This window comes from Paracoccus sp. C2R09 (genome assembly GCF_018860625.1).
GTDB lineage: Bacteria > Pseudomonadota > Alphaproteobacteria > Rhodobacterales > Rhodobacteraceae > Paracoccus.
Genome location: NZ_JAHKQB010000007.1, coordinates 67,046 through 88,968 on the forward strand (window position 1 = coordinate 67,046; position 21,923 = coordinate 88,968).

At 70.0% G+C, this 21,923-nt stretch carries 22 protein-coding genes and 2 riboswitches; of the genes, 4 read left to right on the forward strand and 18 right to left on the reverse strand.

Annotation, left to right across the window (positions count from 1 at the left end; all coding sequences use genetic code 11):
- Nucleotides 1-38: 38 nt before the first annotated feature.
- From cobF to cbiE, 6 genes are all read right to left on the reverse strand, one after another.
- On the reverse strand, nt 39-779 hold the full coding sequence (gene cobF, locus KO490_RS00805; RefSeq protein ID WP_216017502.1) for a precorrin-6A synthase (deacetylating): 741 nt from the start codon (nt 777-779) through the stop codon (nt 39-41).
- Nucleotides 776-1,441, reverse strand: a complete 666-nt coding sequence (locus tag KO490_RS00810; protein ID WP_216017503.1) for an energy-coupling factor ABC transporter permease — start codon at nt 1,439-1,441, stop codon at nt 776-778. The genes cobF and KO490_RS00810 overlap by 4 nt, the downstream gene beginning before the upstream one ends.
- Nucleotides 1,442-1,477: 36 nt before the next feature.
- Nucleotides 1,478-1,697, reverse strand: a riboswitch (cobalamin riboswitch).
- An 18-nt stretch (nt 1,698-1,715) separates the two neighbouring features.
- The gene (locus KO490_RS00815; RefSeq protein WP_252726927.1) at nt 1,716-3,041 is read right to left on the reverse strand and encodes a cobyrinate a,c-diamide synthase; all 1,326 of its coding nucleotides are present in this window, start codon (nt 3,039-3,041) and stop codon (nt 1,716-1,718) included.
- Nucleotides 3,038-3,811: a precorrin-4 C(11)-methyltransferase gene (gene cobM / locus KO490_RS00820; protein WP_216017504.1), complete on the reverse strand. Its 774-nt coding sequence runs from the start codon at nt 3,809-3,811 to the stop codon at nt 3,038-3,040. Before cobM ends, KO490_RS00815 begins: the two co-directional genes overlap by 4 nt.
- Nucleotides 3,808-4,131 carry a cobalamin biosynthesis protein gene (locus KO490_RS00825; RefSeq protein WP_216017505.1) on the reverse strand — a complete coding sequence of 108 codons (324 nt, stop codon included), beginning with the start codon at nt 4,129-4,131 and terminating at the stop codon, nt 3,808-3,810. The genes cobM and KO490_RS00825 overlap by 4 nt, the downstream gene beginning before the upstream one ends.
- On the reverse strand, nt 4,128-5,291 hold the full coding sequence (cbiE, locus tag KO490_RS00830; RefSeq protein WP_216017506.1) for a precorrin-6y C5,15-methyltransferase (decarboxylating) subunit CbiE: 1,164 nt from the start codon (nt 5,289-5,291) through the stop codon (nt 4,128-4,130). Before cbiE ends, KO490_RS00825 begins: the two co-directional genes overlap by 4 nt.
- On the opposite strand from cbiE, the gene KO490_RS00835 reads away from it, so the two are divergent.
- Entirely contained in the window at nt 5,290-6,021 is a 732-nt protein-coding gene (locus KO490_RS00835) for a cobalt-precorrin-6A reductase (protein WP_216017507.1), read from the forward strand. The two genes, cbiE and KO490_RS00835, sit on opposite strands and share 2 nt — an antisense overlap.
- Here KO490_RS00835 and cobJ read toward each other — a convergent pair.
- The 7 genes from cobJ to KO490_RS00870 are packed head-to-tail and all read right to left on the reverse strand — an operon-like array spanning nt 5,994 to nt 13,760.
- Nucleotides 5,994-6,725, reverse strand: coding sequence for a precorrin-3B C(17)-methyltransferase (gene cobJ, locus KO490_RS00840; protein WP_216017508.1), 732 nt, complete (start codon nt 6,723-6,725; stop codon nt 5,994-5,996). The two genes, KO490_RS00835 and cobJ, sit on opposite strands and share 28 nt — an antisense overlap.
- On the reverse strand, nt 6,722-7,459 hold the full coding sequence (locus KO490_RS00845) for a precorrin-2 C(20)-methyltransferase (protein ID WP_216017509.1): 738 nt from the start codon (nt 7,457-7,459) through the stop codon (nt 6,722-6,724). Before KO490_RS00845 ends, cobJ begins: the two co-directional genes overlap by 4 nt.
- A gap of 4 nt (nt 7,460-7,463) precedes the next feature.
- Complete coding sequence (locus KO490_RS00850) at nt 7,464-8,093, reverse strand: precorrin-8X methylmutase (protein WP_216017510.1); 630 nt, start codon at nt 8,091-8,093, stop codon at nt 7,464-7,466.
- Complete coding sequence (locus KO490_RS00855) at nt 8,093-9,181, reverse strand: precorrin-3B synthase (protein WP_216017511.1); 1,089 nt, start codon at nt 9,179-9,181, stop codon at nt 8,093-8,095. Before KO490_RS00855 ends, KO490_RS00850 begins: the two co-directional genes overlap by 1 nt.
- Nucleotides 9,178-12,360 (reverse strand): cobaltochelatase subunit CobN, encoded by a 3,183-nt coding sequence (cobN, locus tag KO490_RS00860; RefSeq protein ID WP_216017512.1) that lies wholly within the window; start codon nt 12,358-12,360, stop codon nt 9,178-9,180. Before cobN ends, KO490_RS00855 begins: the two co-directional genes overlap by 4 nt.
- On the reverse strand, nt 12,360-13,403 hold the full coding sequence (gene cobW, locus KO490_RS00865; protein WP_216017513.1) for a cobalamin biosynthesis protein CobW: 1,044 nt from the start codon (nt 13,401-13,403) through the stop codon (nt 12,360-12,362). Before cobW ends, cobN begins: the two co-directional genes overlap by 1 nt.
- Nucleotides 13,404-13,406: 3 nt before the next feature.
- Nucleotides 13,407-13,760: a DUF1636 domain-containing protein gene (locus tag KO490_RS00870; RefSeq protein ID WP_216017514.1), complete on the reverse strand. Its 354-nt coding sequence runs from the start codon at nt 13,758-13,760 to the stop codon at nt 13,407-13,409.
- Nucleotides 13,761-13,854: 94 nt separating this feature from the next.
- A riboswitch (cobalamin riboswitch) is annotated at nt 13,855-14,046 on the reverse strand.
- A 40-nt stretch (nt 14,047-14,086) separates the two neighbouring features.
- Between KO490_RS00870 and cobO the strand changes: the two genes are divergently transcribed.
- The 3 genes from cobO to KO490_RS00885 all read left to right on the forward strand — a co-directional run bounded on the left by cobO (nt 14,087) and on the right by KO490_RS00885 (nt 16,930).
- Nucleotides 14,087-14,707 (forward strand): cob(I)yrinic acid a,c-diamide adenosyltransferase, encoded by a 621-nt coding sequence (cobO, locus tag KO490_RS00875; RefSeq protein ID WP_371822253.1) that lies wholly within the window; start codon nt 14,087-14,089, stop codon nt 14,705-14,707.
- A gap of 114 nt (nt 14,708-14,821) precedes the next feature.
- Entirely contained in the window at nt 14,822-15,547 is a 726-nt protein-coding gene (gene otsB / locus KO490_RS00880) for a trehalose-phosphatase (RefSeq protein ID WP_216017516.1), read from the forward strand.
- A gap of 9 nt (nt 15,548-15,556) precedes the next feature.
- Complete coding sequence (locus KO490_RS00885) at nt 15,557-16,930, forward strand: trehalose-6-phosphate synthase (protein ID WP_216017517.1); 1,374 nt, start codon at nt 15,557-15,559, stop codon at nt 16,928-16,930.
- 235 nt (nt 16,931-17,165) lie between these two features.
- Here KO490_RS00885 and KO490_RS00890 read toward each other — a convergent pair whose 3' ends face one another.
- From KO490_RS00890 to KO490_RS00910, 5 genes are all read right to left on the reverse strand, one after another.
- Nucleotides 17,166-17,594, reverse strand: a complete 429-nt coding sequence (locus tag KO490_RS00890) for a type II 3-dehydroquinate dehydratase (RefSeq protein WP_216017518.1) — start codon at nt 17,592-17,594, stop codon at nt 17,166-17,168.
- Nucleotides 17,595-17,642: 48 nt separating this feature from the next.
- Entirely contained in the window at nt 17,643-19,079 is a 1,437-nt protein-coding gene (locus KO490_RS00895) for an asparaginase domain-containing protein (protein ID WP_216017519.1), read from the reverse strand.
- Between the two features lie 28 nt (nt 19,080-19,107).
- Nucleotides 19,108-20,151 carry a histone deacetylase family protein gene (locus KO490_RS00900; protein ID WP_252726928.1) on the reverse strand — a complete coding sequence of 348 codons (1,044 nt, stop codon included), beginning with the start codon at nt 20,149-20,151 and terminating at the stop codon, nt 19,108-19,110.
- A gap of 37 nt (nt 20,152-20,188) precedes the next feature.
- Nucleotides 20,189-20,731: a DUF924 family protein gene (locus tag KO490_RS00905; protein WP_216017520.1), complete on the reverse strand. Its 543-nt coding sequence runs from the start codon at nt 20,729-20,731 to the stop codon at nt 20,189-20,191.
- 163 nt (nt 20,732-20,894) lie between these two features.
- Nucleotides 20,895-21,818, reverse strand: coding sequence for a ring-cleaving dioxygenase (locus KO490_RS00910; protein WP_216017521.1), 924 nt, complete (start codon nt 21,816-21,818; stop codon nt 20,895-20,897).
- Nucleotides 21,819-21,923: the final 105 nt, after the last annotated feature.

Sequence of the window (21,923 nt, forward strand, 5' to 3'; positions counted from 1 at the left end):
CGATGCAAAACGGCCCCGGTGACGGGGCCGTTTTCATGTCAGCAGGCCAGGTCGCGCGCCAGAAGGTAGCAGTCCATGATCCAGCCATGCCGCGCGCGGGCCTCGGCGCGCATGGCCTTGATGCGCGGCGCGACCTCGGGCAGCGGGCCCGCCGCGATGATCTCGTGGTCCATTCCCAGATAGGCGCCCCACCAGATGCGCAGCCCTTGGGGCGGCAGGTCGGCAAAGGCGCAGTGGCCGTCCAGCATGACCACGATCCGATCCACGCCCGGCGGCCAGCCTTCGTCGCGCAGGCGACGGCCGGTGGTGATCTGCACGGGCGCCGCAAGGTCGTTCAGCGGGATCGCATGGGCCGCGCACAGCGCCTGGATCGCGGTGATCCCCGGCACGATCCGCACCGGCAGCCCCAGCCGATCCGCGATCCGCAGGCTGCTGTCATAGAGCGACGGGTCCCCCCAGACCAGCACCGCGACGCTGCCGCCGCCCGGCAGATGCGCGTCGATCTGTGCGCGCCACGCATCGGCGATCGCGTCGTGCCAGTCGTTCACATGGGACAGGTAATCGCCCCCCGATGCCCGCTGCGGCAGGTCGAAGCGCACCACGCGGCCCTGGGGCGCATGGGCCGCCACGATCTGCGCGCGAAGCCCGGCCAGATCGGCCTTTTCCTCGCCCTTGAGGGGGATCAGGATCAGATCGGCCCGGGACAATGCCCGGGCCGCCTGGAAGGTCAGGTGATCGGGGTTTCCTGCCCCGATCCCGATCAGAAGAAGCTCGGTCACGCGAACAGGCGGTCCGTCACCAGCGGGCTGCCACGCAGGCCGCGCAGCGATTTCGCGCCGGCCAGCACGGCCAGATCGACCAGCGGCTCCAGTGCCACGACCAGCATGTAGGCCGCGCCGAAGGCCATCACGCCGTCCATCGCGGCGACGCCTTGGCCCCAGAACGCCCAGAAGGCGACCCATGCGACGATCCCGCCCTGATAGGCCGTCGACAGCGCCAGCGCCTGGCCATAGCGCAGATCGACATAGGCGGTGCCGGGCGCGATGATCCGGCCCGCGATCTCGCGCAGGGCGAACAGGGGGACCAGCAGCGTGGTGACGTTCATGCCGTATTGCGGCAGGTCGGCGGGGGCGAAGAACAGCCCCTGCAGCGCAAGGCCCGCAGCCAGCCCCAGTGCGGCGGGGGCGGCGCCCAGCAGCAGGAACAGGGTGGAACCCAGGATCAGGTGAACCTCGGACACGCCCACGGGGAATTTCGGCAGGACCTGGAAGAAGACGAAGGTCAGCGCCGTCGCGATCACCGCCCGCACCGCAAGCGAGGGCAGGCCGCGCAGCCCGTGTTCGGTCGCCGCCATCTTCAGCGCAAAGAGGCCGGCAGTCGCCGCGGTGGCATAGCTCAGCACGATCTTGGCGCCGTTCACGACGCCCGGTTCGATATGCATGGTCGTTCTCCTGTTGCCGTCACACCCGACGGCGTTTTCGGTGTTTCCCTGCATGGCCGGTCTCCTGGCTTGCGGGTCGCGGCGGGGCGTCGGCCTTCCCGGACGGGTCCAGTGGCGCGGATGACGTCCCGCTCTCCGCATACAGTCGCGGGGGCGGCTGGGGCTTCGGGCGCCGCGATTTGGTCCGCCCTTCCCCATTCCCGATGAAGCCCGACGCGTGTCGCGTCATCCGGGCACCATGCGTCCTCAGCCAGACACGACGATCACGGCTGCGTCAAGTCGTGGCCGGCGCGATCAGGTGAAAGAACGTGCCGCTGACCTGTCCGCCGCCATCCGTCGCGCGGTGGCTGCCGGTTTCGGGGACCTCGCGGCCATTGGCGTCGGTGACATGGGCCAGGGGCGCATCGGGTTCGGACAGGATCGAGGCATAGTGGAATTCATGCCCCCGCAGCGCCTTGCGCCCCAGCCCCGGAACGGGTGCCAGCGGCGTCGCGCGCCTGTATCCCAGATGCATCCGCCGCTTGTGATAGCTGGTTTCCAGCCCCAGCAGCCCCAGCATCGCATGGCGCTGCCCATCGGCATCGACCAGCCCCGCGCCAAGCGCCATGTAGCCGCCGCATTCGCCATGAACGGGCCGCGTCCGGGCAAAGCGGTGCGTGGATTGCCGGAACCCGTTCGCCGCGGCCAGCCGTCCGGCGTGCAGTTCCGGGTATCCGCCGGGCAGCCAGCAGCAATCCGCGCCGTCATCCGGCCCCTCGTCGGCCAGGGGCGAGAACGGCAGGATCGTCGCCCCCGCCCGCCGCCATGCGTCGATCACATGCGGATAGGTGAAGGAAAACGCCGCATCCCGCGCCAGCGCGATCCGTCCGCCGGGGGGCGTCATGGCGGTGGGCGCATCGGCGGGCGGCAGGGGACGCGCCGCGGCTGCACCCAGCATCGCGTCCAGATCGCAATGCGCGCCGATGAAATCGCCCGCATGGTCCAGGATGGCTTGCAGGCCCTCGGTCTCTTCGGCCTGGACAAGGCCCAGATGGCGTTCGGGCAGGGTGATGTTGCCCTGACGCGGCAGGGCGCCCAGCACGCGGATGCCCGCGCGGTCCATCCCCTCGCGGATCAGGGCTTCGTGCCGGGCCGAGGCCACGCGGTTCAGCACCACCCCCGCAAAGGGCAGGTCGGGCTGCAGCGTGGCGAAACCCCGCGCGACCGCCGCGGCCGATTGCGCCTGCCCCGACACGTCGATGATCAGCACCACCGGCCAGCCCATCAGCGTGGCGATCTCGGCACTGGCGCCGATGCCGGATTCGCCCGGATGGGCCACGCCGTCGAACAGACCCATCGACCCCTCGGCCAGGATCAGGTCGGCACCCGGCTGGGCGGTGACATGGGTCAGGATGCGCCCCCGCTCCATCGCCCAGGCATCCAAGTTGAAGGATGCCCGCCCCGATGCCGCCCGGTGGAAACCGGGGTCGATATAATCCGGCCCCGACTTGAAGGGCTGCACATCCATGCCGCGGCGGCGCAGCGCGTTCAGAAGGCCCAGCATCAGCACCGTCTTGCCGGTGCCCGATGCAGGGGCAGAGATCATCAGTCCGGGGGTCATTCGGGGAACCTGGGGTTGGGGCCGGTGGGGCGATACCGGCGGTCGTAATCGGCGGCATAGAGGCGGCTTTCCTGAAACCCTTCGGCGGCAAGGGCGGGGCCGACCAGGATCAGCGCGGTGCGGTCGATGCCTTGGGCTGCCTGCGCGATGGTCGCAAGCGTGGCGCGGATCACGCGCTGATCGGGCCAGCTGGCACGCCAGACGACCGCCACCGGGCAATCCGGCCCGTAATGGGGGGTCAGGTCGGCCACCACGCGGTCCAGCGCATGGATCGACAGATGGATCGCCAGTGTGGCGCCGGTGGCTGCAAAGGCGCCCAGGCTCTCGCCCTCGGGCATGGCCGAGGCGCGGCCGGGGGTGCGGGTCAGCACGACGGATTGCGCAAGGCCGGGCAGGGTCAGTTCGGTCTGCAGCGCTGCGGCGGCGGCGGCAAAGCTGGGCACGCCGGGCGTGATCTGCACGGGGATGTCCAGCGCCCGCAACCGGCGCAGCTGTTCGCCCATGGCGGACCAGACCGACAGATCGCCCGAATGCAGCCGCGCGACGTCATGGCCCGCGGCATGTGCGGAGGCGATTTCATCGATGATCGCGTCCAGGCTGAGGGGCGCGGTATTCACGATCCGCGCGCCTTCGGGGCAGTGATCCAGCAGCGCGGGCGGGATCAGGCTGCCCGCATAGAGACAGACGGGGCAGGACGCGATCAGATCGCGCCCGCGCAGGGTCAGCAGGTCTGCGGCGCCCGGTCCGGCGCCGATGAAATGGACGGTCATGGAACCTCGGCTATGGCAATGGTGACGGGGCCGCAGGCGATGCGCGGCCCCAGAAGGCGGCCCCCTGCGGCGATGGCGGCGGCCTCGGCCACCGATCCGGTGGCGAAGAGGTCCAGGATGCGGGGCGATTGCGTGGGCGTGGCGATGCCTGCGACCGCGACCAGCCGCAGGGGCAGGGACAGCGCCTGTGCGGCGGCCTGCAATTCGGGCGCGCGTTCCGCGATGCCCGCCAGCAGGTCGGCCCCGCCCGCGCGGTTCAGCGCGGTGGCGATGGCTGCGGGCGGCGTGCCCGGCCTGCATCCGATGCCCGCGATCCTCATGCGGGGCGGGTCCATTGGGTGACGGGGCGCGCGGGCTGCCAGCCGCGCATGCCGCCAAGGGGCGCGGCCTCGCTGATCGCGATGCGGGTCAGGCTGCCGCCATGGCGGGCGTGCAGCGTGGCCAGCAGGGATTCGGTCTCCAACGTGACGGCATTGGCGACGATGCGGACGGGCAGCGGCAGGATGGCGTCGAACAGCTCCGCGCCGCCGCCCCCGCCCACGAAGATCGCGTCGGGGCCGGGCAGATCGCGCAGCGCATCGGGGGCGGTGCCCTGCACCACCTCGATGCGATGCGCCACGCCGAAGCGGTCGCGGTTGCTGCGGATCAGGTCCAGCCGATCCTCGCGCGGTTCGATGCAGATGGCCCGGCCCCCGGCCAGCGCCCATTCGACCGAGATCGACCCCGACCCGCCGCCGATATCCCACAGCAGCTCCCCCGGGCGGGGGGCAAGCGCTGCCAGCGTCATCGCACGGATGGGCGATTTCGTGATCTGGCCGCGGTGGTCGAACAGGTCGTCCGACCGTCCCGCGGCCATCGTGAGGCCAAAGCCCGCGGGCAGGTCGCACCCGTCGATGGCGACCGCGACGGGGGCGCCATGGTCGTCCCGCAGCGGGCCTATACGTTCGCGCGGCCCGCCCAGACGTTCCAGCACCGTCAGCCGCGCGGCATTCGCGCCCATGTCGCGCAGCCATTCCGCCAATGCGGCGGGCGCGCCCCCGTCACGCAGGGTCGCGATGATGCGGCAGCCGCGATGCAGATGCGGACGGATCTGCGCGAAGGGCGCGGCATGCAGGCCAAGCGTCGCGCAATCCTCAAGCCGCCAGCCCATGCGCGCGGCTGCCAGCGAAAAGACCCCCGCCACCGGAAAGACCCGCCATTCCGACGGGTCCAGATGCGCCGCGATGCTGCCCCCCGCGCCGAACCAGAACGGATCGCCCGAGGTCAGCATCGCCACCCGTTCCCCCCGCAGCGCAAGGATCGGGGCCAGATCGAAGGGCACGGGCCATTCGCGGCCACGACCGCCCACCCCCGCCAGCGCAAGGTGACGCGGCCCGCCGAAGACGATGCGCGCGTCCTCCAGCGCCTTCCGGCTTGCGGCACCGAGGCCCGGCAGGCCATCCTCGTTCAGACCGATGATCGACAGCCAGGGTTCAGACATGACGCGCATCCTTCTTCTGGGCGGCACGACCGAGGCCCGCCGCATGGCCGATGCGCTGGCGGGGATGGACGCGATCTACAGCCTTGCGGGCCGGACGGTGCAGCCATTGGCGATGCCGATCCCCATGCGCATCGGCGGCTTCGGCGGCACCATGGGGCTGGCGGATTACCTGCGCAGCAACGGCGTTACCCATGTGATCGACGCGACCCATCCCTTTGCCGCGCGGATCAGCGCCAATGCCCATGCGGCCTGCGATGTGCTGGGTCTGCCGCTGATCCGGCTGGTCCGCCCGCCCTGGCAGGGCGATGGATGGCTGCATGTGCCCGACATGGCGGGTGCCGCCGCCGCGCTGCCCCGCGATCCGGCGCGGGTCTTCCTGGCGATCGGACGGATGCACCTGTCGGAATTCGCGCATCTGCCGCATCGCTGGCTGCTGCGGTTGGTGGATGCGCCGGACGCCCCGCCGCTGCCCGATGCGCAGGTGGTGATCGCGCGCGGCCCCTTTGCGGTCGAGGACGATCTGGACCTGATGCGCCGCCACGGCACCACCCATCTGGTGGCCAAGAACAGCGGCGGCGCAGGGGCCGAGGCCAAGCTGCATGCCGCGCGCGCGCTGGGCGTGCAGGTCGTGATGATCGACCGCCCCGTGCTGCCGCCGTGCCCGCAGGCGGCCCATCCGGCGCAGGTGCTGGATTGGCTGCATCACGCCCCCGCCGATCTGGGCGCATAGACCCACCGCCCCACGCGGCGCGTCGCGGAATTGCCGACGATCACCACCGTGCGCATGTCGGCCATGTCGGGGGTGGCCTCGGCCAGCGTGGCGATGCGCAGTTCCTCGTCCGGGGTCGAGACCGCGCGGGCGAAGATCAGCAGGCGCTCGGGCTCGCATTCCTCGCGCAGGATCTGCAGCACGCGGGCGAACCCCTCGGGGCGCGATTTCGAACGCGGGTTGTAGAAGGCCATCGCGAAATCGCCCATCGCGGCGTGACGCAGGCGTTTTTCGATCAGCGCGAAGGGCTTGAGGTTGTCCGACAGGTTGATCGCGCAGAAATCATGGCCCAGGGGCGCCCCCGCCCGCGCGGCGGCGGCCAGCATGGCGGTGATCCCCGGCAGGATACGGATGTCGGGATCGGTGCCGCGTTCCTCCAAGCCCTCGAACAGGGCGGCGGCCATGGCGAAGACCCCCGGATCCCCCGATGACACGATGACCACCCGCGCGCCGCCCTGCGCCAAGTCCAGCGCGTGGCGGGCGCGGTCCAGCTCGACCCGGTTGTCGGAGGGGTGCAGCCGCAGGCCGGGGCGCGGCGCGACCCGCGCGACATAGGGGATATAGCCGATGATGTCGGTCGCATCCGCCAGGGCCTGCGTCACCTCGGGGGTGACCAGCGCATCGGCACCGGGGCCCAGGCCCGCGACGGTGATCCGACCGGTCATTCCGGGCACCTGAATTCCGGGCGGCGGCCATGGCCGTGGACCATGACGATCGCGAAATAGGGGCAGTCGGTCGCGTCCACGTCGCGCAGACGCGCCAGCCGCTGATCGGGCATGGTGCCGCGTTCGATCAGCCAGGCATCGTCCAGCCGGCCCGTCGCCTGCAGCGCGGCGCGAATGCGGGGCAGGTTGCGGCCCGTCTTCATCACCACGATGGCATCCGACATCGCCATACGCCGTTCCAGCTCGGGCTGCGGCAGCGTTCCCGCCAGCACCGTCAGCACGTCGTCGCCCCAGGTGATGGGCGATCCGGTCGCGGTCCAGCAGCCCGACATGCCGGTGATGCCGGGGATCACCTGGGTTTCGACGCGGCCCTGCAGGCGGACGTACAGGTGCATGAACGATCCATAGAAGAAGGGGTCCCCCTCGCACAGGACCACAAGGTCGTCGGTCGCAGCCAAGGCCGCCAGCCGGTCGGCCCAATCGTCGTAGAACCGCGCCAGCGCGTCGTTATAGGCCGGGCTGTCGAAGGGAACCTCGGTCGTGATGGGGTATTCCATCGCGTGTTCGGGAATGCCTGCGGGCAGGATGCCCTCGACGATGCGGCGGGCCTGCCCCTGCCGCCCCGGCTTGCGGAAGAAGGCCACCTGCCTTGCGCCGCGCACCGCGCGATCGGCACGGACCGATATCAGGTCGGGGTCGCCCGGCCCCAGCCCTGCGCAGATGATGCGTCCCATCCGATCACTCCTTCCGACTGGCCAGCGCATTGACGGCGGCGACGGTGATGGCCGATCCGCCCAGCCGCCCCTGCACGATCAGCGAGGGCACGGGCGGCGCGGCCATCAGCGCATCCTTGGATTCCATCGCGCCGACGAAGCCCACCGGGCAGCCGATGATGGCGGCGGGGCGCGGGCAGTCGGGATCCTCCAGCATGTTCAGCAGGTGGAACAGCGCGGTGGGCGCATTGCCGATGGCGACGATCGCACCGGCCAGGTGGGGGCGCCACAGCTCCAGCGCGGCGGCGCTGCGGGTATTGCCCATCTGCTGCGCCAGTTCCGGCGTGCGCGGATCGTTCAGCGTGCAGATGACAGGGTTGTGCGCGGGCAGGCGGGGGCGGGTGATCCCCTCGCTGACCATGCGCGCATCGCAGAGGATCGGCGCGCCATCCGCAAGCGCCTGCCGCGCCGTTGCGGCCATGCCGGGGGTGAAGCGGATGTCGCGTTCCAGCCCGACCAGCCCCGCGGCGTGGATCATCCGCACGGCGACCGGTTCCTCGTCCGCGTCGAAGCGGGCCAGATCGGCCTCGGCCCGGATCGTGGCGAAGGACTGGCGATAGATCGCGGCCCCGTCGGTTTCATAGTGATGGGGCATCAGGGCACCTTGGTCAGTTGGTCGGGGTGAAGCCCGCGCAGCCCGGCCGGGTCCGAGGCGCGTCCGTGGCGGATCACGTCGAAGCCCTGCGGCGTCGCGGTCAGGGTCAGGTCGGCGGGGCGCGGACAGGCGCATCCCTTGGCGCAGCCCGAGACATGCAGCACCGCGCCTTGCGGCATCAGGGGCGCCAGGTCGCGGGCCAGCTGGCGGACGGGCGCATGGGCCGATGCGCAGGCGGGTGCGCCGGGGCAGGCATGGGTGCGCAGCAGCGGATCGTCGGCCCGCAGGATCAGCCCCGGCATGGCGGGCAGGCTGCGGGCCGCGCAGACCATGATCATGCGCCAGGGCGTCATCCGGAGGGGCGCAAGGCGCGACAGCCTGCGCAGCGTGTCGGGCGGGATCTGGCCTAATTCGAAGCCCGCCAGCATCCCGGCAGGTGTCGCGCCGGGGCTGGGTCGCGCGGCGGGGGGCAGTGCGGGAATTTCTGCGGCGGGACGGATGCCGGCGGCGATCAGCGCGGCCATGCGGCCCCGACCACCCGGCGCGCCGCCACGGTCCAGGAACCAGCGGGCCATCGCGACCACGTCGTCTGGCCCGCGCAGGGGGGAGGCAAGCTCCATGCCGTCGGCGCGGATCAGGTCGCCCTCGATCCGGATATCGGCGGGCGCATCGGTCAGGACGGGCTGGGCGTCGTCGATGGCGATGCCGAACTTGGGCGGAAGGGGCAGGCGGCTGTCGGTCAGGGCGTGGGCGACATCGGCGGCCAGCTGGTCGGTCGCGGGCGTGGCAAATGGCGTGACGATGATGTTGCGCAGCTGCTCGGTCGCAGGGTCGGGGTCCAGAAGGCCCGCATCCCGCAGCGCGTCCAGCAGGGGGGTGTGGGTGGCCTGCGTGACGCCGCGCAGTTGCAGGTTCGCGCGGCCCGTCAGCTCGATCGTGCCGTTGCCCCAGATCTCGGCGGCGTCGGCGATCGTTTCGGCCTGCGCGCGGGTCAGCCTGCCGCCGCGCGGACGGATCCGGACGATCAGCCCGTCGCCGGATTCCATCGGGCGCAGGGCACCGGGGCACCATCCTCGGATCCCGCTCATTCGGCGGCTCCCAGGGTTGCGGCGATGGAATTGCGGCGCGTCACCCACAGGCCCGCATCGTGCAGGCGGCGGAACAGGTCGCGCATGGCCTGAAGCGCCGCCGGGTTGGCATCCGCCATGAAGCCCTCGATCTCGGGGCGGCCAAGCGTCGCGTCGTGATAAAGATCGAAGAGATGCGGCGGCACGGCACCCGCCAGATGCGCGAAGGCCGCCATGTGGTCCAGCGTCGCCGCGATCTCGGCCGCGCCGCGAAAGCCGTGGCGGGTCATCGCATCGGCCCATGCGGGATCGGCGGCGCGGGCACGGACGGTGCGGGCAATCTCCTCGGGCAGGGTGCGGGCGCGGGGGCGGTCGGGCTGCGTCGCGTCCAGGTGATAGAGCGCGGGCGCAGCGCCCCGGATCCGCGCGACGGCGGCGGCGAAACCGGCCTCGTGCGCGGCATAGTCGGCGGCCAGCAGCAGGTCCGATTCCGGCAGGTCCTGCGCGTGGACGAAGCTGTCGGCCCCGGCCATGCGCAGATCCAGCGCATCGCGGTCGCGGCGCGATTGCCCGTCCGCGCCGATGGCCCATTCGGACGCGGCCAGCCATGCCTCGCCCGCGGCGGCACGGGCGGCGTCGGTAAAGCTGTCGGGCGCCGTCCCCATCCCCAGGCCATAGCTGCCAGGCGCGGGACCGAAGACGCGCGGCGCATCGGTGGCATAGGGGTTCTGGTCCGGTGCCTCATCGCGTTCGGCCAGCGCGCGGATGCCCGTCTGGAACATCTGCGCCAGCACCGGGAACACGTCGCGGAACAGCCCCGAGACCCGCAGCGTCACGTCAATGCGCGGGCGGCCCAGCAGCGCCAGCGGCACGACCTCGACCCCGTTCACGCGGCCTGATCCTTCGTCCCAGACGGGGCGCAGCCCGGCCAGGTGCAAGGCCATGGCGAATTCCTCGCCCGCGGTGCGCATCGTGGCGCTGCCCCACAGATCGACGACCAGCCCGCGCGGCCAGTCGCCATGGTCCTGCAGGTGGCGGCGCAGCAGCTCCTCGGCAAGTTTCACGCCCTGCGCATGGGCGGCGGGGGTCGGGACCGCGCGCGGATCGGTGGAAAACAGGTTCCGCCCCGTGGGCATCACGTCGGACCGGCCCCGTGCGGGCGATCCGGATGGTCCGGGGGCCACGAAGCGCCCCGCCAGCGCTGTCGCCAGCCCTGCGCGTTCGGCATCGCCGCAGGGGCCGCTGCCCCAGATATGCAGCCCCTCGCCGTACTGGCTTTCCTTGATGTCGCAGACGAAGCGGTCGATCCGGGTGATCGCCTCGGCGGCCGAGGCATCGGCGGGAATGCCCAGATCGGTTTCGACGCCCGATGCGCGGGCCTCGTCGCGGATATCTGCGATCAGGCGGTCGCGGCGGGCGGGGTCCAGCCCGTCGGCGGTCGAATATTCGTCCAGCAGCCGTTCCAGCGCGGCCATGCCGGCAGGCAGGCTGGCGGCGCGCATCGGCGGGGGCATGTGCCCCAGCGTGACCGCGCCCAGGCGGCGCTTGGCCTGCGCAGCCTCGCCCGGGTCGTTGACGATGAAGGGGTAGATCACCGGCAGCGCCCCGGTCAGCGCCTGCGGCCAGCATTCGCCCGACAGCGCGACCGATTTGCCCGGCAGCCATTCCAGCGTGCCATGCGCCCCCATGTGGATCATCGCGTCCGGTGCCTGCGCCCGCAGCCACAGGTAGAAGGCGACATAGGCATGGCGGGGCACGCGGGTCAGGTCGTGGTATTCGTCCTCGCGCCACTTTCGGTGGCTGCGCTCGGGTTGCAGCGCCAGGATCAGGTCGTCGCGGACCAGAGCGCGCAAGTGGAACGCGCCGTCGCGGCAATCGGGGTCGTCCGAGGGATCGCCCCATTCGGCCCGCAGCCGGTCCCGCAGCGCCTGCGGCAGCGTGGCGAGCGCGGCGCGGTAATCGTCCAGCGGCCAGCGGATCGTCGCCTCGGCCAGCCCCGCCGCGACAGGCGCATGCCCCAGCATCCCCGCCACCGCATCCGCGGATGCCAGCGCGTCCAGCCCCACCGCATGGGCCATCTGCCAGTCCCGCCCAGGATAGGTGGACAGCACCATCGCCACGCGCGGCCCATCGCGTTCCGACAGGCGCAGCCATGCCGCGATCCGGTTGCAGGCCGCGTCCACCATGGCCGGGTCGGGCCGATGGACGAAGCGCGAATACTGCAGCAGGGGGTCGCGCGGCGCGGGGGATTTGAAGCTGACGACTCCCGCGAAGACGCGCCCGTCCACCTCGGGCAGGACGACGTTCATGGCAAGATCAGACGGTGACAGCCCACGCTCGGCCTCGGCCCATTCGCGGCGGCGGTTGGTGGACAGTGCGATCTGGAAGACGGGGCAGGTCAGGTCGCCGAAGGGTGCTGCGGAAAAGCCTGTCGCGTTGACGATGGCGCGCGGGCGCAGGTCGGCCTCGCGCAGGAAATCGGCAAAGCCCTTGGCCTTGAGCGACGGGGTGAAGACTCCGATTGCCGGGATGCCGCGATCGCGCAGGGCGCGGATCACGGCGTCGATGGCTGCGGTATCGGCGGCGGCCAGCCAGCTGCGATAGAAGGTGACGAGGATGGCCCCCTGCGGCGGGGCCGGAACGACGCCCAGGTCGGGGTCGTGGAACCCCATCTGCGGCAGCGCGGTGCGGCCCGCGACCGGGGCGGCGTGCAGCCCCGCCGCGATGGCCAGCTGCGCCAATGCCGCCTGCGCGGCCACGGCACCGCCCTGGTCGCAATGGCGGCGCAGCACGCGCAGCACCGATGCGGGAACTGTGGACATCTCCTCCAGCCGGGGGTCGTCGCGCCCGTCGGCGGGCAGGACCGCCAGGGCGATCCCCCTGCGTCGCGCCAGGTCCTGAACGGATGCAAGGCCATAGGGCCAATAGGCCTCGCCGCCAATCAGGCGGATCAGGATGCCCCTGGCCCCCGACAGCGTCTGGTCGACATAGGTATCGACCGATACCGGGTGCCGCAGCGCCACGAGGTTGCACAGCCGCAGCGAAGGCAGCCCGCCATCCGCCCGGTGCCAGCCCGCCGCGAACGCGCCCAGGTCGCTGTCGGAGAAGGACAGCGCCACCAGGTCCCCCGGCGTCTGGCCGGGATCGAAGGGGGCGTCCGTTTCCTCGAGCCCCACGCGTTCGCGGAAGACCACATGCATCAGGCGGGCACGGCCTGCAGCATCGCGCGGATTGCGGGCGCGTCGATGCGGTCGTGTTCGGCGATCACCACCAGGCGCGAGGTGCGCGGCGCATCGCCCCAGGGGCGGTCGTACTGGTGACGGACGCGGGCGCCCACGGCCTGCACCAGCAGGCGCATCGGCTTGCCCGCGACGGCCACGTGCCCCTTGACGCGCAGGATGTCATGCGTCCGCGCCAGTTCCGCGATGCGGTCCGACAGCGCCTGCGGATCGTCGATCTCGGGGAGGCCCACGACGATGGTGTCGAAATCCTCGTGTTCGTGGTCGTCGGCGCCGTCATGGTGGCTGGGGCGGGCGTCGATATCGTCCTCGGCGGCGGCGTTCAGGCCCAGGATCAGGCGCGGATCGATCGCCCCTTCGGTCACGGCCAGCATGGGCAGCTTGCGCGGGGCCTCGGCCTCGATTGCGGCGCGGGCGCGGGCCAGGCCGTCCTCGCCCGCAAGGTCCGCCTTGGTCAGCAGGATGACGTCGGCACAGGCGATCTGATCCTCGAAGACCTCGCCCAGGGGGGTGTCGTGATCCAGGCTGTCATCGGCCAGGCGCTGGGCCTGCACGGCATCCTCGTCGGGGGCGAAGCGGCCTGCGGCCACGGCCTCGGCATCGGCCAGGGCGATCACCCCGTCCACGGTGATGCGCGACCGGATCGCGGGCCAGTCGAAGGCCTTGAGCAGGGGCTTGGGCAGCGCAAGGCCCGAGGTCTCGATCAGGATGTGGTCGGGCTTCTGCGGCAGGGCCATCAGCCGTTCCAGCGTCGGGATGAAGTCGTCGGCCACCGTGCAGCAGATGCAGCCGTTCGAAAGCTCCAGGATGGCATCGGCGGGGCAGTTGTCGTCGGCGCAGCCCTTCAGGATGTCGCCATCGACGCCCATCGTGCCGAATTCGTTGACCAGCACGGCCAGCCGCTTGCCCTGCGGGTTCTGCATCAGGTGACGGATCAGGGTCGTCTTGCCTGCGCCCAGAAAGCCCGTGATGACGGTGACGGGGGTCTTGGTGAGGTCGGTCATGGATCACTCCTGCGGGGGGATGCGCGCAAGGCTCTGCTTGCGGAAGATGACGGGGCGCTGGCGCCAGGGGACGATGCCGTCGGCGCTGGCGGCATAGGCTGCGGCGCCTTCGCGGATGTCGGCGGCGTCGTCGGGGCCGAGGCGGCCATAGACATAGGACCACTTGCCCGGCGCATGAAGCGCGACGGAACAGCCCTGCGAACAGGCGGACAGGCATTCGACGGGGCGCACCTGCACCCCCTCGGGCGGGGCGTCGGACAGGGCGGCGTGCAGGGTCGCGCCGGGGCGGGGTGCGTCGGGGTCTGCCGCCGGGTCGGTGCCCCGGCAGGTGGTGCAGACATGCAGAATGGCGCGCATCGCGGGCCCGTCCTTTCGCTTCGGCGGCAGGGCATGGCCAACAGGACGGCCCGGATGGCCGCCGACTGCCGGTTGCGGAAAACACCCCGTCCGCCCGTGATCATTCGGCGCTGGCAGGTCTCCCGGCTTGCGGATCAAACGGTCGGCCCGCCTTCCCGGCATCAGCCAGTGGCACGGGGCACGACCTCTCCGGTCACGGTCGCGGGGGCGGCTGCGTTCGGGCGGTGGCCCTTCGCATTCCCTCTTCGCCCGCCTTGCGGCGGGAACCAGCGCGGGTTTACCAAAGTCCGGACCGCCCCCGAATGTCAACCGAAAGGACCGATCCCGTGACGGAACCAAGCGATCAGATCGAGGCCCGCCACGCGGCCAAGATGGCCAAGAAGAAGGCCGCCCGCGACCGCATGATGGAAACCAAGACCGGCGAGAAGGGGCTGATCATCGTCCATACCGGCCCCGGCAAGGGCAAATCCAGCAGCGGCTTCGGCATGATCATGCGCTGCATCGCCCACAAGATGCCCTGCGCGGTGGTGCAGTTCATCAAGGGGGCATGGGACACGGGCGAACGCACGCTGCTGACCACGCATTTTGCCGATCTGTGCCAGTTCCACGCCATGGGCGAGGGCTTCACCTGGGAAACGCAGGACCGCGCCCGCGACATCGCCATGGCCGAGGCAGGCTGGCAGAAGGCGCAGGACCTGATCCGCGATCCCGAGATCCGCATGGTCCTGCTGGACGAGATCAACATCGCGCTGCGCTACGGTTATCTGGATGCCGCGCAGGTGGTGGATTTCCTGCTGACCGAGAAGCCCCCCATGACCCATGTCGTGCTGACCGGGCGCAGCGCCCCCGACGCGCTGATCGAAGCGGCCGACCTGGTGACCGAGATGGGGCAGGTGAAGCATCCGTTCCGCGCGGGCATCAAGGCGCAGGCGGGGGTCGAATACTGACGGCGCATCGGGGTTCTTTGACGGCGGTGCCGCGATGCGGCATGGTATTCACGACGGGGTGAACCCAAGGCAGGGGCTGCGTGTTCATCTTTCGCAAGAAACGAAAGGCCATCCATGACGCCCCCAGTCCTTCCTGCCGATGCCGCGCTGTTCCTCGATTTCGACGGCTGTCTCGTGGATATCGCGCCGCGCCCCGACGCGGTGGTGATATCCGATGCGCTGCGGCGCAGGCTTGCGCTGCTGAACGATCGGCAGGGCGGTGCCGTGGCGCTGATCTCGGGGCGGGATGTGGGCGATCTGCGCCGCATGCTGCCCGAATACCAGGGCTGGATCGCGGGCAGCCACGGGTCCGAACTGTCCACCGGCCCGGGCCATGTGGAGCCGCTGCACGATCATCCCTTCGACGCGGCGGCGCTTCATGCCCGCGCCCATGCGCTGGCCGCCCCCCATCCCGCCATCCTGGTCGAGGAAAAGCCCCACGGCGTCGCCCTGCATTACCGGGCCGATCCGTCCCTGCAGGGCTTCGTCGAGGATCAGATGGCAGCCCTTGCCGCCGAACACCCCCATCTGCAGTTGCAGCCCGCCAAGATGGCGGTCGAGCTGCGCCCGGGCGGCGTCGGCAAGGATACCGCCATGGCCCGCCTGATGCAGCATCCGCCCTTCGCGGGGCGCATGCCCGTCTTCGCGGGCGATGACACCACCGACGAACCCGCCATGGCCGAGGCCCAGTCCCGCGGCGGTTTCGCCATCAAGATCGGGGACGGCGCGACCGCCGCCCATCACCGTCTGCCCGACCCGTCCGCACTTGCCGACTGGTTGGACGAAGCATTGAAGAACTGAGAGAAAAACATGTCCCGGCTTGTCGTCGTCTCGAATCGTCTTCCCCTTGGTGAGAATCCGTCGGGGGGGCTTGTGGTGGCGCTGGACGATGCGCTGCGAAGTTCCGGCGGGTTGTGGATCGGGTTTTCCGGCGAACCGGTCGAGGACCCGGCCGAGGAACTGATCGACCATCCCGGCGCGGCCTTCGACCGCCTGTCCTTCGACCTCTCGCCCGAGGATCACCACAACTACTATCTGGGGTTCTCGAATTCGGTTCTCTGGCCCATCTGTCACGGGCGGGCCGATCTTGCGCATCTGGATCCGGTCTATCTGGACGGATACCGCAAGGTCAGCGCCCGCATCGCGCGGCTGATGGTGCCGCATCTGCGCCCCGACGACCGCATCTGGGTGCAGGACTATCAGCTGTTCGCATTGGGGGCGGAACTGCGCAAGCTGGGCGTCCGCAACCCGATCGGGCATTTCCTGCACATCCCCTTCCCGGCACCCGCCGAATGCGCGACCCTGCCCAACCCGGCCGAGCTGTTCGACTGGATGACGCATTACGATCTGGTCGGTTTCCAGGCCAGCCGCGACATGGACAATTTCGCGGCCAGCGGTTTCCACATGGCCGGGATGGAGCAGATCGGCCTGAACACCTTCCGGCTGGACGGCCGCACCCTCCGGGCAGAGGTCTTTCCCATCGGCATCGACGCGCAATCCTTCATCGAGGAGGCCCGCGATGCCCCCGATGCCGATCAGGTGCGCTTCCTGACCAATGCGCGGCTGATGATCGGCGTGGACCGGCTGGATTATTCCAAGGGCATCCCGCAGCGGTTCCGGGCCTTCCAGCAGCTGCTGGAAAGCATTCCGGACCTGCACGAGAAGATCTCGTTCCTGCAGATCGCGCCGCCGACACGCAGCGGGGTGCAGGCCTATGACGACATCCGCGAGGAAACCGAATACCTGGCGGGCCGCATCAACGGGCAGTTCGCGACGCTGAACTGGACGCCGATCCGCTTCATCAACCGCCCCTATCCCCGCGAGGTGCTGGCGGGCCTCTATCGGCAGGCGCGCATCGGGCTGGTGACACCGCTGGCGGACGGGATGAACCTGGTGGCCAAGGAATTCGTCGCGGCCCAGGACCCCGAGGATCCGGGCGTGCTGATCCTGTCGCGCTTCGCGGGCGCTGCCGAACAGATGCCCGAGGCGCTGATCATCAACCCCCACGACGCCCACGAGACCGCCGCCGCCATGGCCAGCGCGATGCGCATGTCCATCGAGGAACGCCGCGAACGTCACGCAGCGATGCTGCAGGTGGTGTTGGAAAAGGATGTGGGCTGGTGGTCCGCGGCCTATCTGGAGGCGTTGGAGCAGGAATCCACCAAGGAGCAGCCTGAAAATTAGGCAGATGGCGCCCCGGCCTGCCCTGCGCCCGCGCAACTTGCGATTGCATGCGCCGCTGGTGTCATCGCCTGGTGACGGAAGGGTCCGGGCGGGCGCAATCTGAACCTACGAGGTCGCGCCACCTCGTGCGTTCAACCCAACCGGTTCCGGGTCTTCGGCCCATGGATTGAACCCGCGAAGAAGGCCGCCGGATCCGACGCACCCTCCTCCCTGCGGACGGACCGGCGGCCGATCTTCAACCGATCAGCCGCACCGCATGGGCCACGCCCGCCGCATAGCCGTGGATGCCCATGCCCGCGATCACCGCATCCGCACGGTGCGAAACATAGGAATGGTGGCGGAACGCCTCTCGTCTATGGACCTGGCTGATATGGACCTCGATGACCGGGCCTTCGAAGCTGTTCAGCGCATCCAGAACCGCGACCGAGGTATGGCTGAGGGCTGCGGGGTTGATGACGATGGCGGCCGCCTCCAGCCGGGCCTCGTGGATCCAGTCGATCAACTGCCCTTCCCAGTTCGTCTGCAGAAAGCGGATCTCGTGCGCCTCGGCGGCCTCGCGGCAGAGCGCCTCGATATCGGCCAGCGTCTCGTGGCCATAGATTTCGGGCTGACGCTGCCCCAGCAGGTTCAGGTTCGGGCCGTTCAGGACATGGATCAGCGACATCGGGACCTCGTGCGTTTGCGCCATTGGTATCGCGTCGCGGCGCCGCTGTCAGCAGGGCAGGGCGGTGATCGTATCCGCAACCCCCGAGGGATCGACCAGCCGCAGCCCGCCCGCATCCAGCAGCGCGATGGTGCCGGGCGCGCTGTGCGGACCTTCCCATAGGATGCGTCCGTCGTGGGACAAAAGCCGCAACCGGTCGGTCAGCCGCAAGGTGCCGGGGCCGGGTGCCTGCCAGATCACCTGCCCGGTGCGCCGCAGGACGGGCCCGGTGACGGGGTCGTTCACCAGCTCTGCATCGCAATCGGCGGCCTGCAGCGACTGGCCCGGCGCCAGCGTCGCGCCGAAACGGTCCGCCGCGCGGCATTCCCCCGCCAGCGCGCGGCGCATGGCGGTGGCCAGCGCATCGCCCCGCAGCCCCGCGGCCTGAAGGATCGTCAGCTTGGCCAGTGCCGCCACCGCGGTGATGTCGCCGCCGAGGATCGCCCCCGTCGCCGTGATCCAGGTTCCCGCGGCGTAATGCAGCGTGCCGACGGCCCCCCCGATGGCGCGGCTGGTCAGCACCACGGGCACGGAGGCCTGCGCGGCACGCGACAATGCGGCCTTCAAGGTGCCGTCGCCCTCGGGCAGGTTGCCTTCGCCAAAGGCCTCGATGATCAGCCCGGTCGCGCCGCGTTCCAGCGCGTCGTCGATCATCCGGGCCAGGACCGGCATGCCCGCGGGAATGGCGGGCAGAAGGACGATCTGCTGCGCCTCGATTCGGGACTCGATCCGGTCCAGCCGGGCAATCGCGCGGTCCGGGTCAAGTGCGCGCTCGGGGCAGGCGGGGCCGGGCAGGGCCAGCGCATCGCGGCGGATGTCGATGCCGCCACGGGCCAGCGGGGGCAGATGCGGGCTGCCAAAGGCTGCGAAATCGTTGCTCGACACCTTCAGCGCGCGATTGCCCCGCAGCAGGCGGCCGTCGAAGAACAGCCCCACCTCGGGGATGCGCAGGGTCGCGGCGCGGATCGCACCCGCCACATTCCCAAGCGCATCCGAAAGTGCATTCAGGAACAGTCCGTCCGCCGTCTGCCGGAAGATCGGAACCTGCGATCCGGTCAGGATCACGGGTTTCGACAGCGCCGCGGTGGCGATGCCGTCGGCGTCCCAGTCGCCCAGCAGCATCGATAGCGCGGCGCCGGAATAATCCATCGTGTCGGTGCCGTGCAGGATGACGAAACCGTCGTGATCGTCCTGCAGCCGCAGCAGATGGCGCGCCATGCGGCACCAGTCGCGCGGGACCAGTCCCGAACTGTCCAGCGTGCCGTTCTCGCTGCCGGGAAAGCGCAGGCTGTCATCGACATGAAGGGTCACGCCGGGGATCGTCGCGCGGATCGCGGGTTCGATCAGGTCGCGCATCGCCTGCGCGAAATCGGCGGGGGGCATCGGGGCCAGCGGATCGCCCAGGCTGGTGATCGTTCCGCCGGTATTGATGATACAGATGCGCATGTGCCGCCCCCTGTTGCCGCAGCACCTTCTAGACCGGCTGGCGGACGCCGATCCAGCCCCGAAGAAAGGCCGAGAGGTTGTGCGTCAGATCCTCGGACAGATATCCGCCTTCCTGCACGATCACCGATGGCAGATGCAGCCCGGCGATGCGGCTGGCGGCTTCCGCAAAGCACGGCGTGGTGACGGCCAGCCCCTTGAAGGGATCGTTTTCATGCGCATCCAGCCCCAGGGCCACGACCAGCGCGCCGGGGGCATGATCGCGGATGCGCGCCAGCGCCAGGTCCAGCGCCGCAAGCCATGCGTCATCGCCCGATCCGATGGGCAAGGGCAGGTTCAGGTTCGCGCCCTTGCCCGCGCCCTGACCGACCTCGTGGGCGTGACCCTGGTAGAAGGGATAGAAGTTCATCGGATCGGCATGGATCGACAGCGTGAAGACATCCGCGCGATCATGGAAGATGGCCTGCGTCCCGTTGCCGTGATGCACGTCGATATCGAGGATCGCGACCCGGTCGTGATCCTGTCGCAGGGTCTGGGCCGCTATGGCCGAATTGTTGAGAAAGCAATGCCCCGCCGCCGTATCGGCATCCGCGTGATGACCCGGCGGACGGCACAGTGCATAGGCCGCGCGCGCGCCACGCCGCACCGCATCGGTCGCGGCCAGCGCCGTATCCACGCCGCGCAGCGCCGCATCGTATGTCCGGGGACCAAGGGGGCAGCCCGTATCGGCCATGTGCCATCCCGCGCGGCCCGTGATGCCTTGCGGATAGGTCTGCGTGGCCTTCTGCGGATGCAGGTTCGCGACCACCTCGGGGCCGGCACCGGGGGCCTTCTGCCATTCGGCCCAGCCGTCGCGCAGGAATTCCAGGTATCGGGCAGTATGGACCTGGTGCATCGCGGCGCGGTCCGTTTCGGGAACCGGATGCACCTTGAGGCCCGCATCCGCGATCCCGGCCAGAAGTCGCGTGGCCCGTTCCGCGCTTTCCTTGTTCTGCGAAGGCACGCCGCGCAGCATCCAGAACTGCGGGTCATGCGCGGCGGTTTCGGGTGCGTGGAAGCAGGGCAGATCGCTCATGTCCCGCACGCTATGGGGGGCCGATCCGGCGCGCAAGTCAGAAGCCCTTGTGATGTTCCAGGAAGGCGGCCTCCTGGGCCGTGGTTTCCCGGCCCAGGGATTCGTTGCGATGGGGGAAGCGACCGAAGCGCGCGACGATGTCGCGATGTTCCCGCGCGAAATGCAGGGAATGCGCATTGCCCAACCCCTCGTACAGCGCGACCGAGCGGTCCTGATCCTCCAGATCCTCGGAATGCATGAAGGGCAGGTAGAAGAACTGACGTTGAAGGGGATCGACCTGCATGTCGAAGCCCTGGTCCAGGGCCTCGCGGGCCACGGACAGCGCGTGGTCGTTCGATTCGAAGCTGCGCCAGCTGCCGCGGAACATGTTGCGCGGAAACTGGTCCAGCACGATGGCCAGGGCCAGCGCATCGTCGGGGGCCCGTCGCCAATGATCCAGATCGCCCGCGCGCGCGGCGTCGTAGGTGGGGCCGAAATCGGCGGCGATGCCCGCATCGACCGCATCGGATTTCTTGAACCACCACGGGCGCATCCGGTCCGAGAACCAGAAATCCCTGACCTGCTTGGCTGTTCTGGGCATCGTTTCCTCCCCCTTGATCGACGGCGCGACCCGGCCGGCGGGGCCGGGCCTTCATGGACCCAACGGCACCCGGCCCGTTCGCGTTTCGCATCCGCGACGCATTCGGGCGCGAAGACCATGGAAATCCGCGCGTCCCCCAGGCGGAAGCTGGGGGGCGGCGGGGTCAGGCGAGCGGCTTCAGACCGGCCTCGATCAGGCTGCGGCGACCCTCCAGGAAGGGCGGCAGGGACAGGGCCTCGCCCATCGTCTCGCGCGGTTCGTCCACGTCGAAGCCCGGCCCGTCGGTCGCCAGTTCGAACAGGTTGCCCCCCGGTTCGCGGAAATAGAACGAGCGGAAGTAGAAACGCTCGACCTCGCCGGAATTCGGGACGCGGAAGCTGCCGATGCGGCGTGCCCATTCGGTCAGGGCGACCTTGTCGGGCACGCGGAAGGCCACGTGATGCACGCCGCCCGCGCCCTGACGCGCCTTGGGCAGGTCGGGCTGCACGGCGACATGCAGTTCGGCCGCCGCCCCGCCTTCGCCCATCTCGAACACGCGGACATGCCCGCTGCCATCGGGGCTGGGATAGTCGCGAACCCTGCGCATGTTCATCACCTGAGTCAGGACCGCCTCGGTCGGGCCGGCATCGGGGACCGAAATGGTGATCGGCCCCAATCCGTGGATCTGGTGTTCCGCGGGAACCGGGCTGCGATCCCAGGGCTGGCCCGCGGGTTCGGGTGCCCCGACCAGCCGCAGGCGCTGGCCCTCGGGGTCCTCGGCATCCAGCGTCGGGCGGCCGTCCAGCGTGACGATGCTGCCGCCCAGCCGGTCGGCCCAGTAATCCAGGCTGTCTTCGGCGACGCGCAGGCCCGTGCGGGTGATGGCATTCGTGCCCCGCCGTTCGGGCGTGGCGGGCCAGTCGAAGAAGGTGATGTCGGTGCCGGGGCTGCCCGCCCCATCCGCGAAGAACAGGTGATAGGCCGAGGTGTCGTCCTGGTTCACGGTCTTCTTCACGCGCCGCAGCCCGAGCGTCCGGGTATAGAAGCGGTTGTTGGCGACGGCGTCTGCGGTGATGGCGGTCAGGTGGTGGATGCCGGTCAGTTGCATGATCTCTGTTCCTTCATCGGAATGCTGCCCGTCCCAATATGGCCGGGCGGGATGGGTCGCGGCACCCATGCGGGATGAAACGCGGTGTTCGGTATTGCCGAACGC

Excerpts from the sequence above, each read along its gene's own strand:
- KO490_RS00810 (WP_216017503.1), bottom strand. The coding sequence starts at position 1,441 with ATGCATATCGAACCGGGCGTCGTGAACGGCGCCAAGATCGTGCTGAGC.
- KO490_RS00815 (WP_252726927.1), bottom strand. The coding sequence starts at position 3,041 with ATGACCCCCGGACTGATGATCTCTGCCCCTGCATCGGGCACCGGCAAG.
- cobM (WP_216017504.1), bottom strand. The coding sequence starts at position 3,811 with ATGACCGTCCATTTCATCGGCGCCGGACCGGGCGCCGCAGACCTGCTG.
- KO490_RS00825 (WP_216017505.1), bottom strand. The coding sequence starts at position 4,131 with ATGAGGATCGCGGGCATCGGATGCAGGCCGGGCACGCCGCCCGCAGCC.
- KO490_RS00835 (WP_216017507.1), top strand. The coding sequence starts at position 5,290 with ATGACGCGCATCCTTCTTCTGGGCGGCACGACCGAGGCCCGCCGCATG.
- cbiE (WP_216017506.1), bottom strand. The coding sequence starts at position 5,291 with ATGTCTGAACCCTGGCTGTCGATCATCGGTCTGAACGAGGATGGCCTG.
- cobJ (WP_216017508.1), bottom strand. The coding sequence starts at position 6,725 with ATGACCGGTCGGATCACCGTCGCGGGCCTGGGCCCCGGTGCCGATGCG.
- KO490_RS00845 (WP_216017509.1), bottom strand. The coding sequence starts at position 7,459 with ATGGGACGCATCATCTGCGCAGGGCTGGGGCCGGGCGACCCCGACCTG.
- KO490_RS00850 (WP_216017510.1), bottom strand. The coding sequence starts at position 8,093 with ATGCCCCATCACTATGAAACCGACGGGGCCGCGATCTATCGCCAGTCC.
- KO490_RS00855 (WP_216017511.1), bottom strand. The coding sequence starts at position 9,181 with ATGAGCGGGATCCGAGGATGGTGCCCCGGTGCCCTGCGCCCGATGGAA.
- cobN (WP_216017512.1), bottom strand. The coding sequence starts at position 12,360 with ATGCATGTGGTCTTCCGCGAACGCGTGGGGCTCGAGGAAACGGACGCC.
- cobW (WP_216017513.1), bottom strand. The coding sequence starts at position 13,403 with ATGACCGACCTCACCAAGACCCCCGTCACCGTCATCACGGGCTTTCTG.
- KO490_RS00870 (WP_216017514.1), bottom strand. The coding sequence starts at position 13,760 with ATGCGCGCCATTCTGCATGTCTGCACCACCTGCCGGGGCACCGACCCG.
- otsB (WP_216017516.1), top strand. The coding sequence starts at position 14,822 with ATGACGCCCCCAGTCCTTCCTGCCGATGCCGCGCTGTTCCTCGATTTC.
- KO490_RS00885 (WP_216017517.1), top strand. The coding sequence starts at position 15,557 with ATGTCCCGGCTTGTCGTCGTCTCGAATCGTCTTCCCCTTGGTGAGAAT.
- KO490_RS00890 (WP_216017518.1), bottom strand. The coding sequence starts at position 17,594 with ATGTCGCTGATCCATGTCCTGAACGGCCCGAACCTGAACCTGCTGGGG.
- KO490_RS00895 (WP_216017519.1), bottom strand. The coding sequence starts at position 19,079 with ATGCGCATCTGTATCATCAATACCGGCGGAACGATCACCAGCCTGGGC.
- KO490_RS00900 (WP_252726928.1), bottom strand. The coding sequence starts at position 20,151 with ATGAGCGATCTGCCCTGCTTCCACGCACCCGAAACCGCCGCGCATGAC.
- KO490_RS00905 (WP_216017520.1), bottom strand. The coding sequence starts at position 20,731 with ATGCCCAGAACAGCCAAGCAGGTCAGGGATTTCTGGTTCTCGGACCGG.
- KO490_RS00910 (WP_216017521.1), bottom strand. The coding sequence starts at position 21,818 with ATGCAACTGACCGGCATCCACCACCTGACCGCCATCACCGCAGACGCC.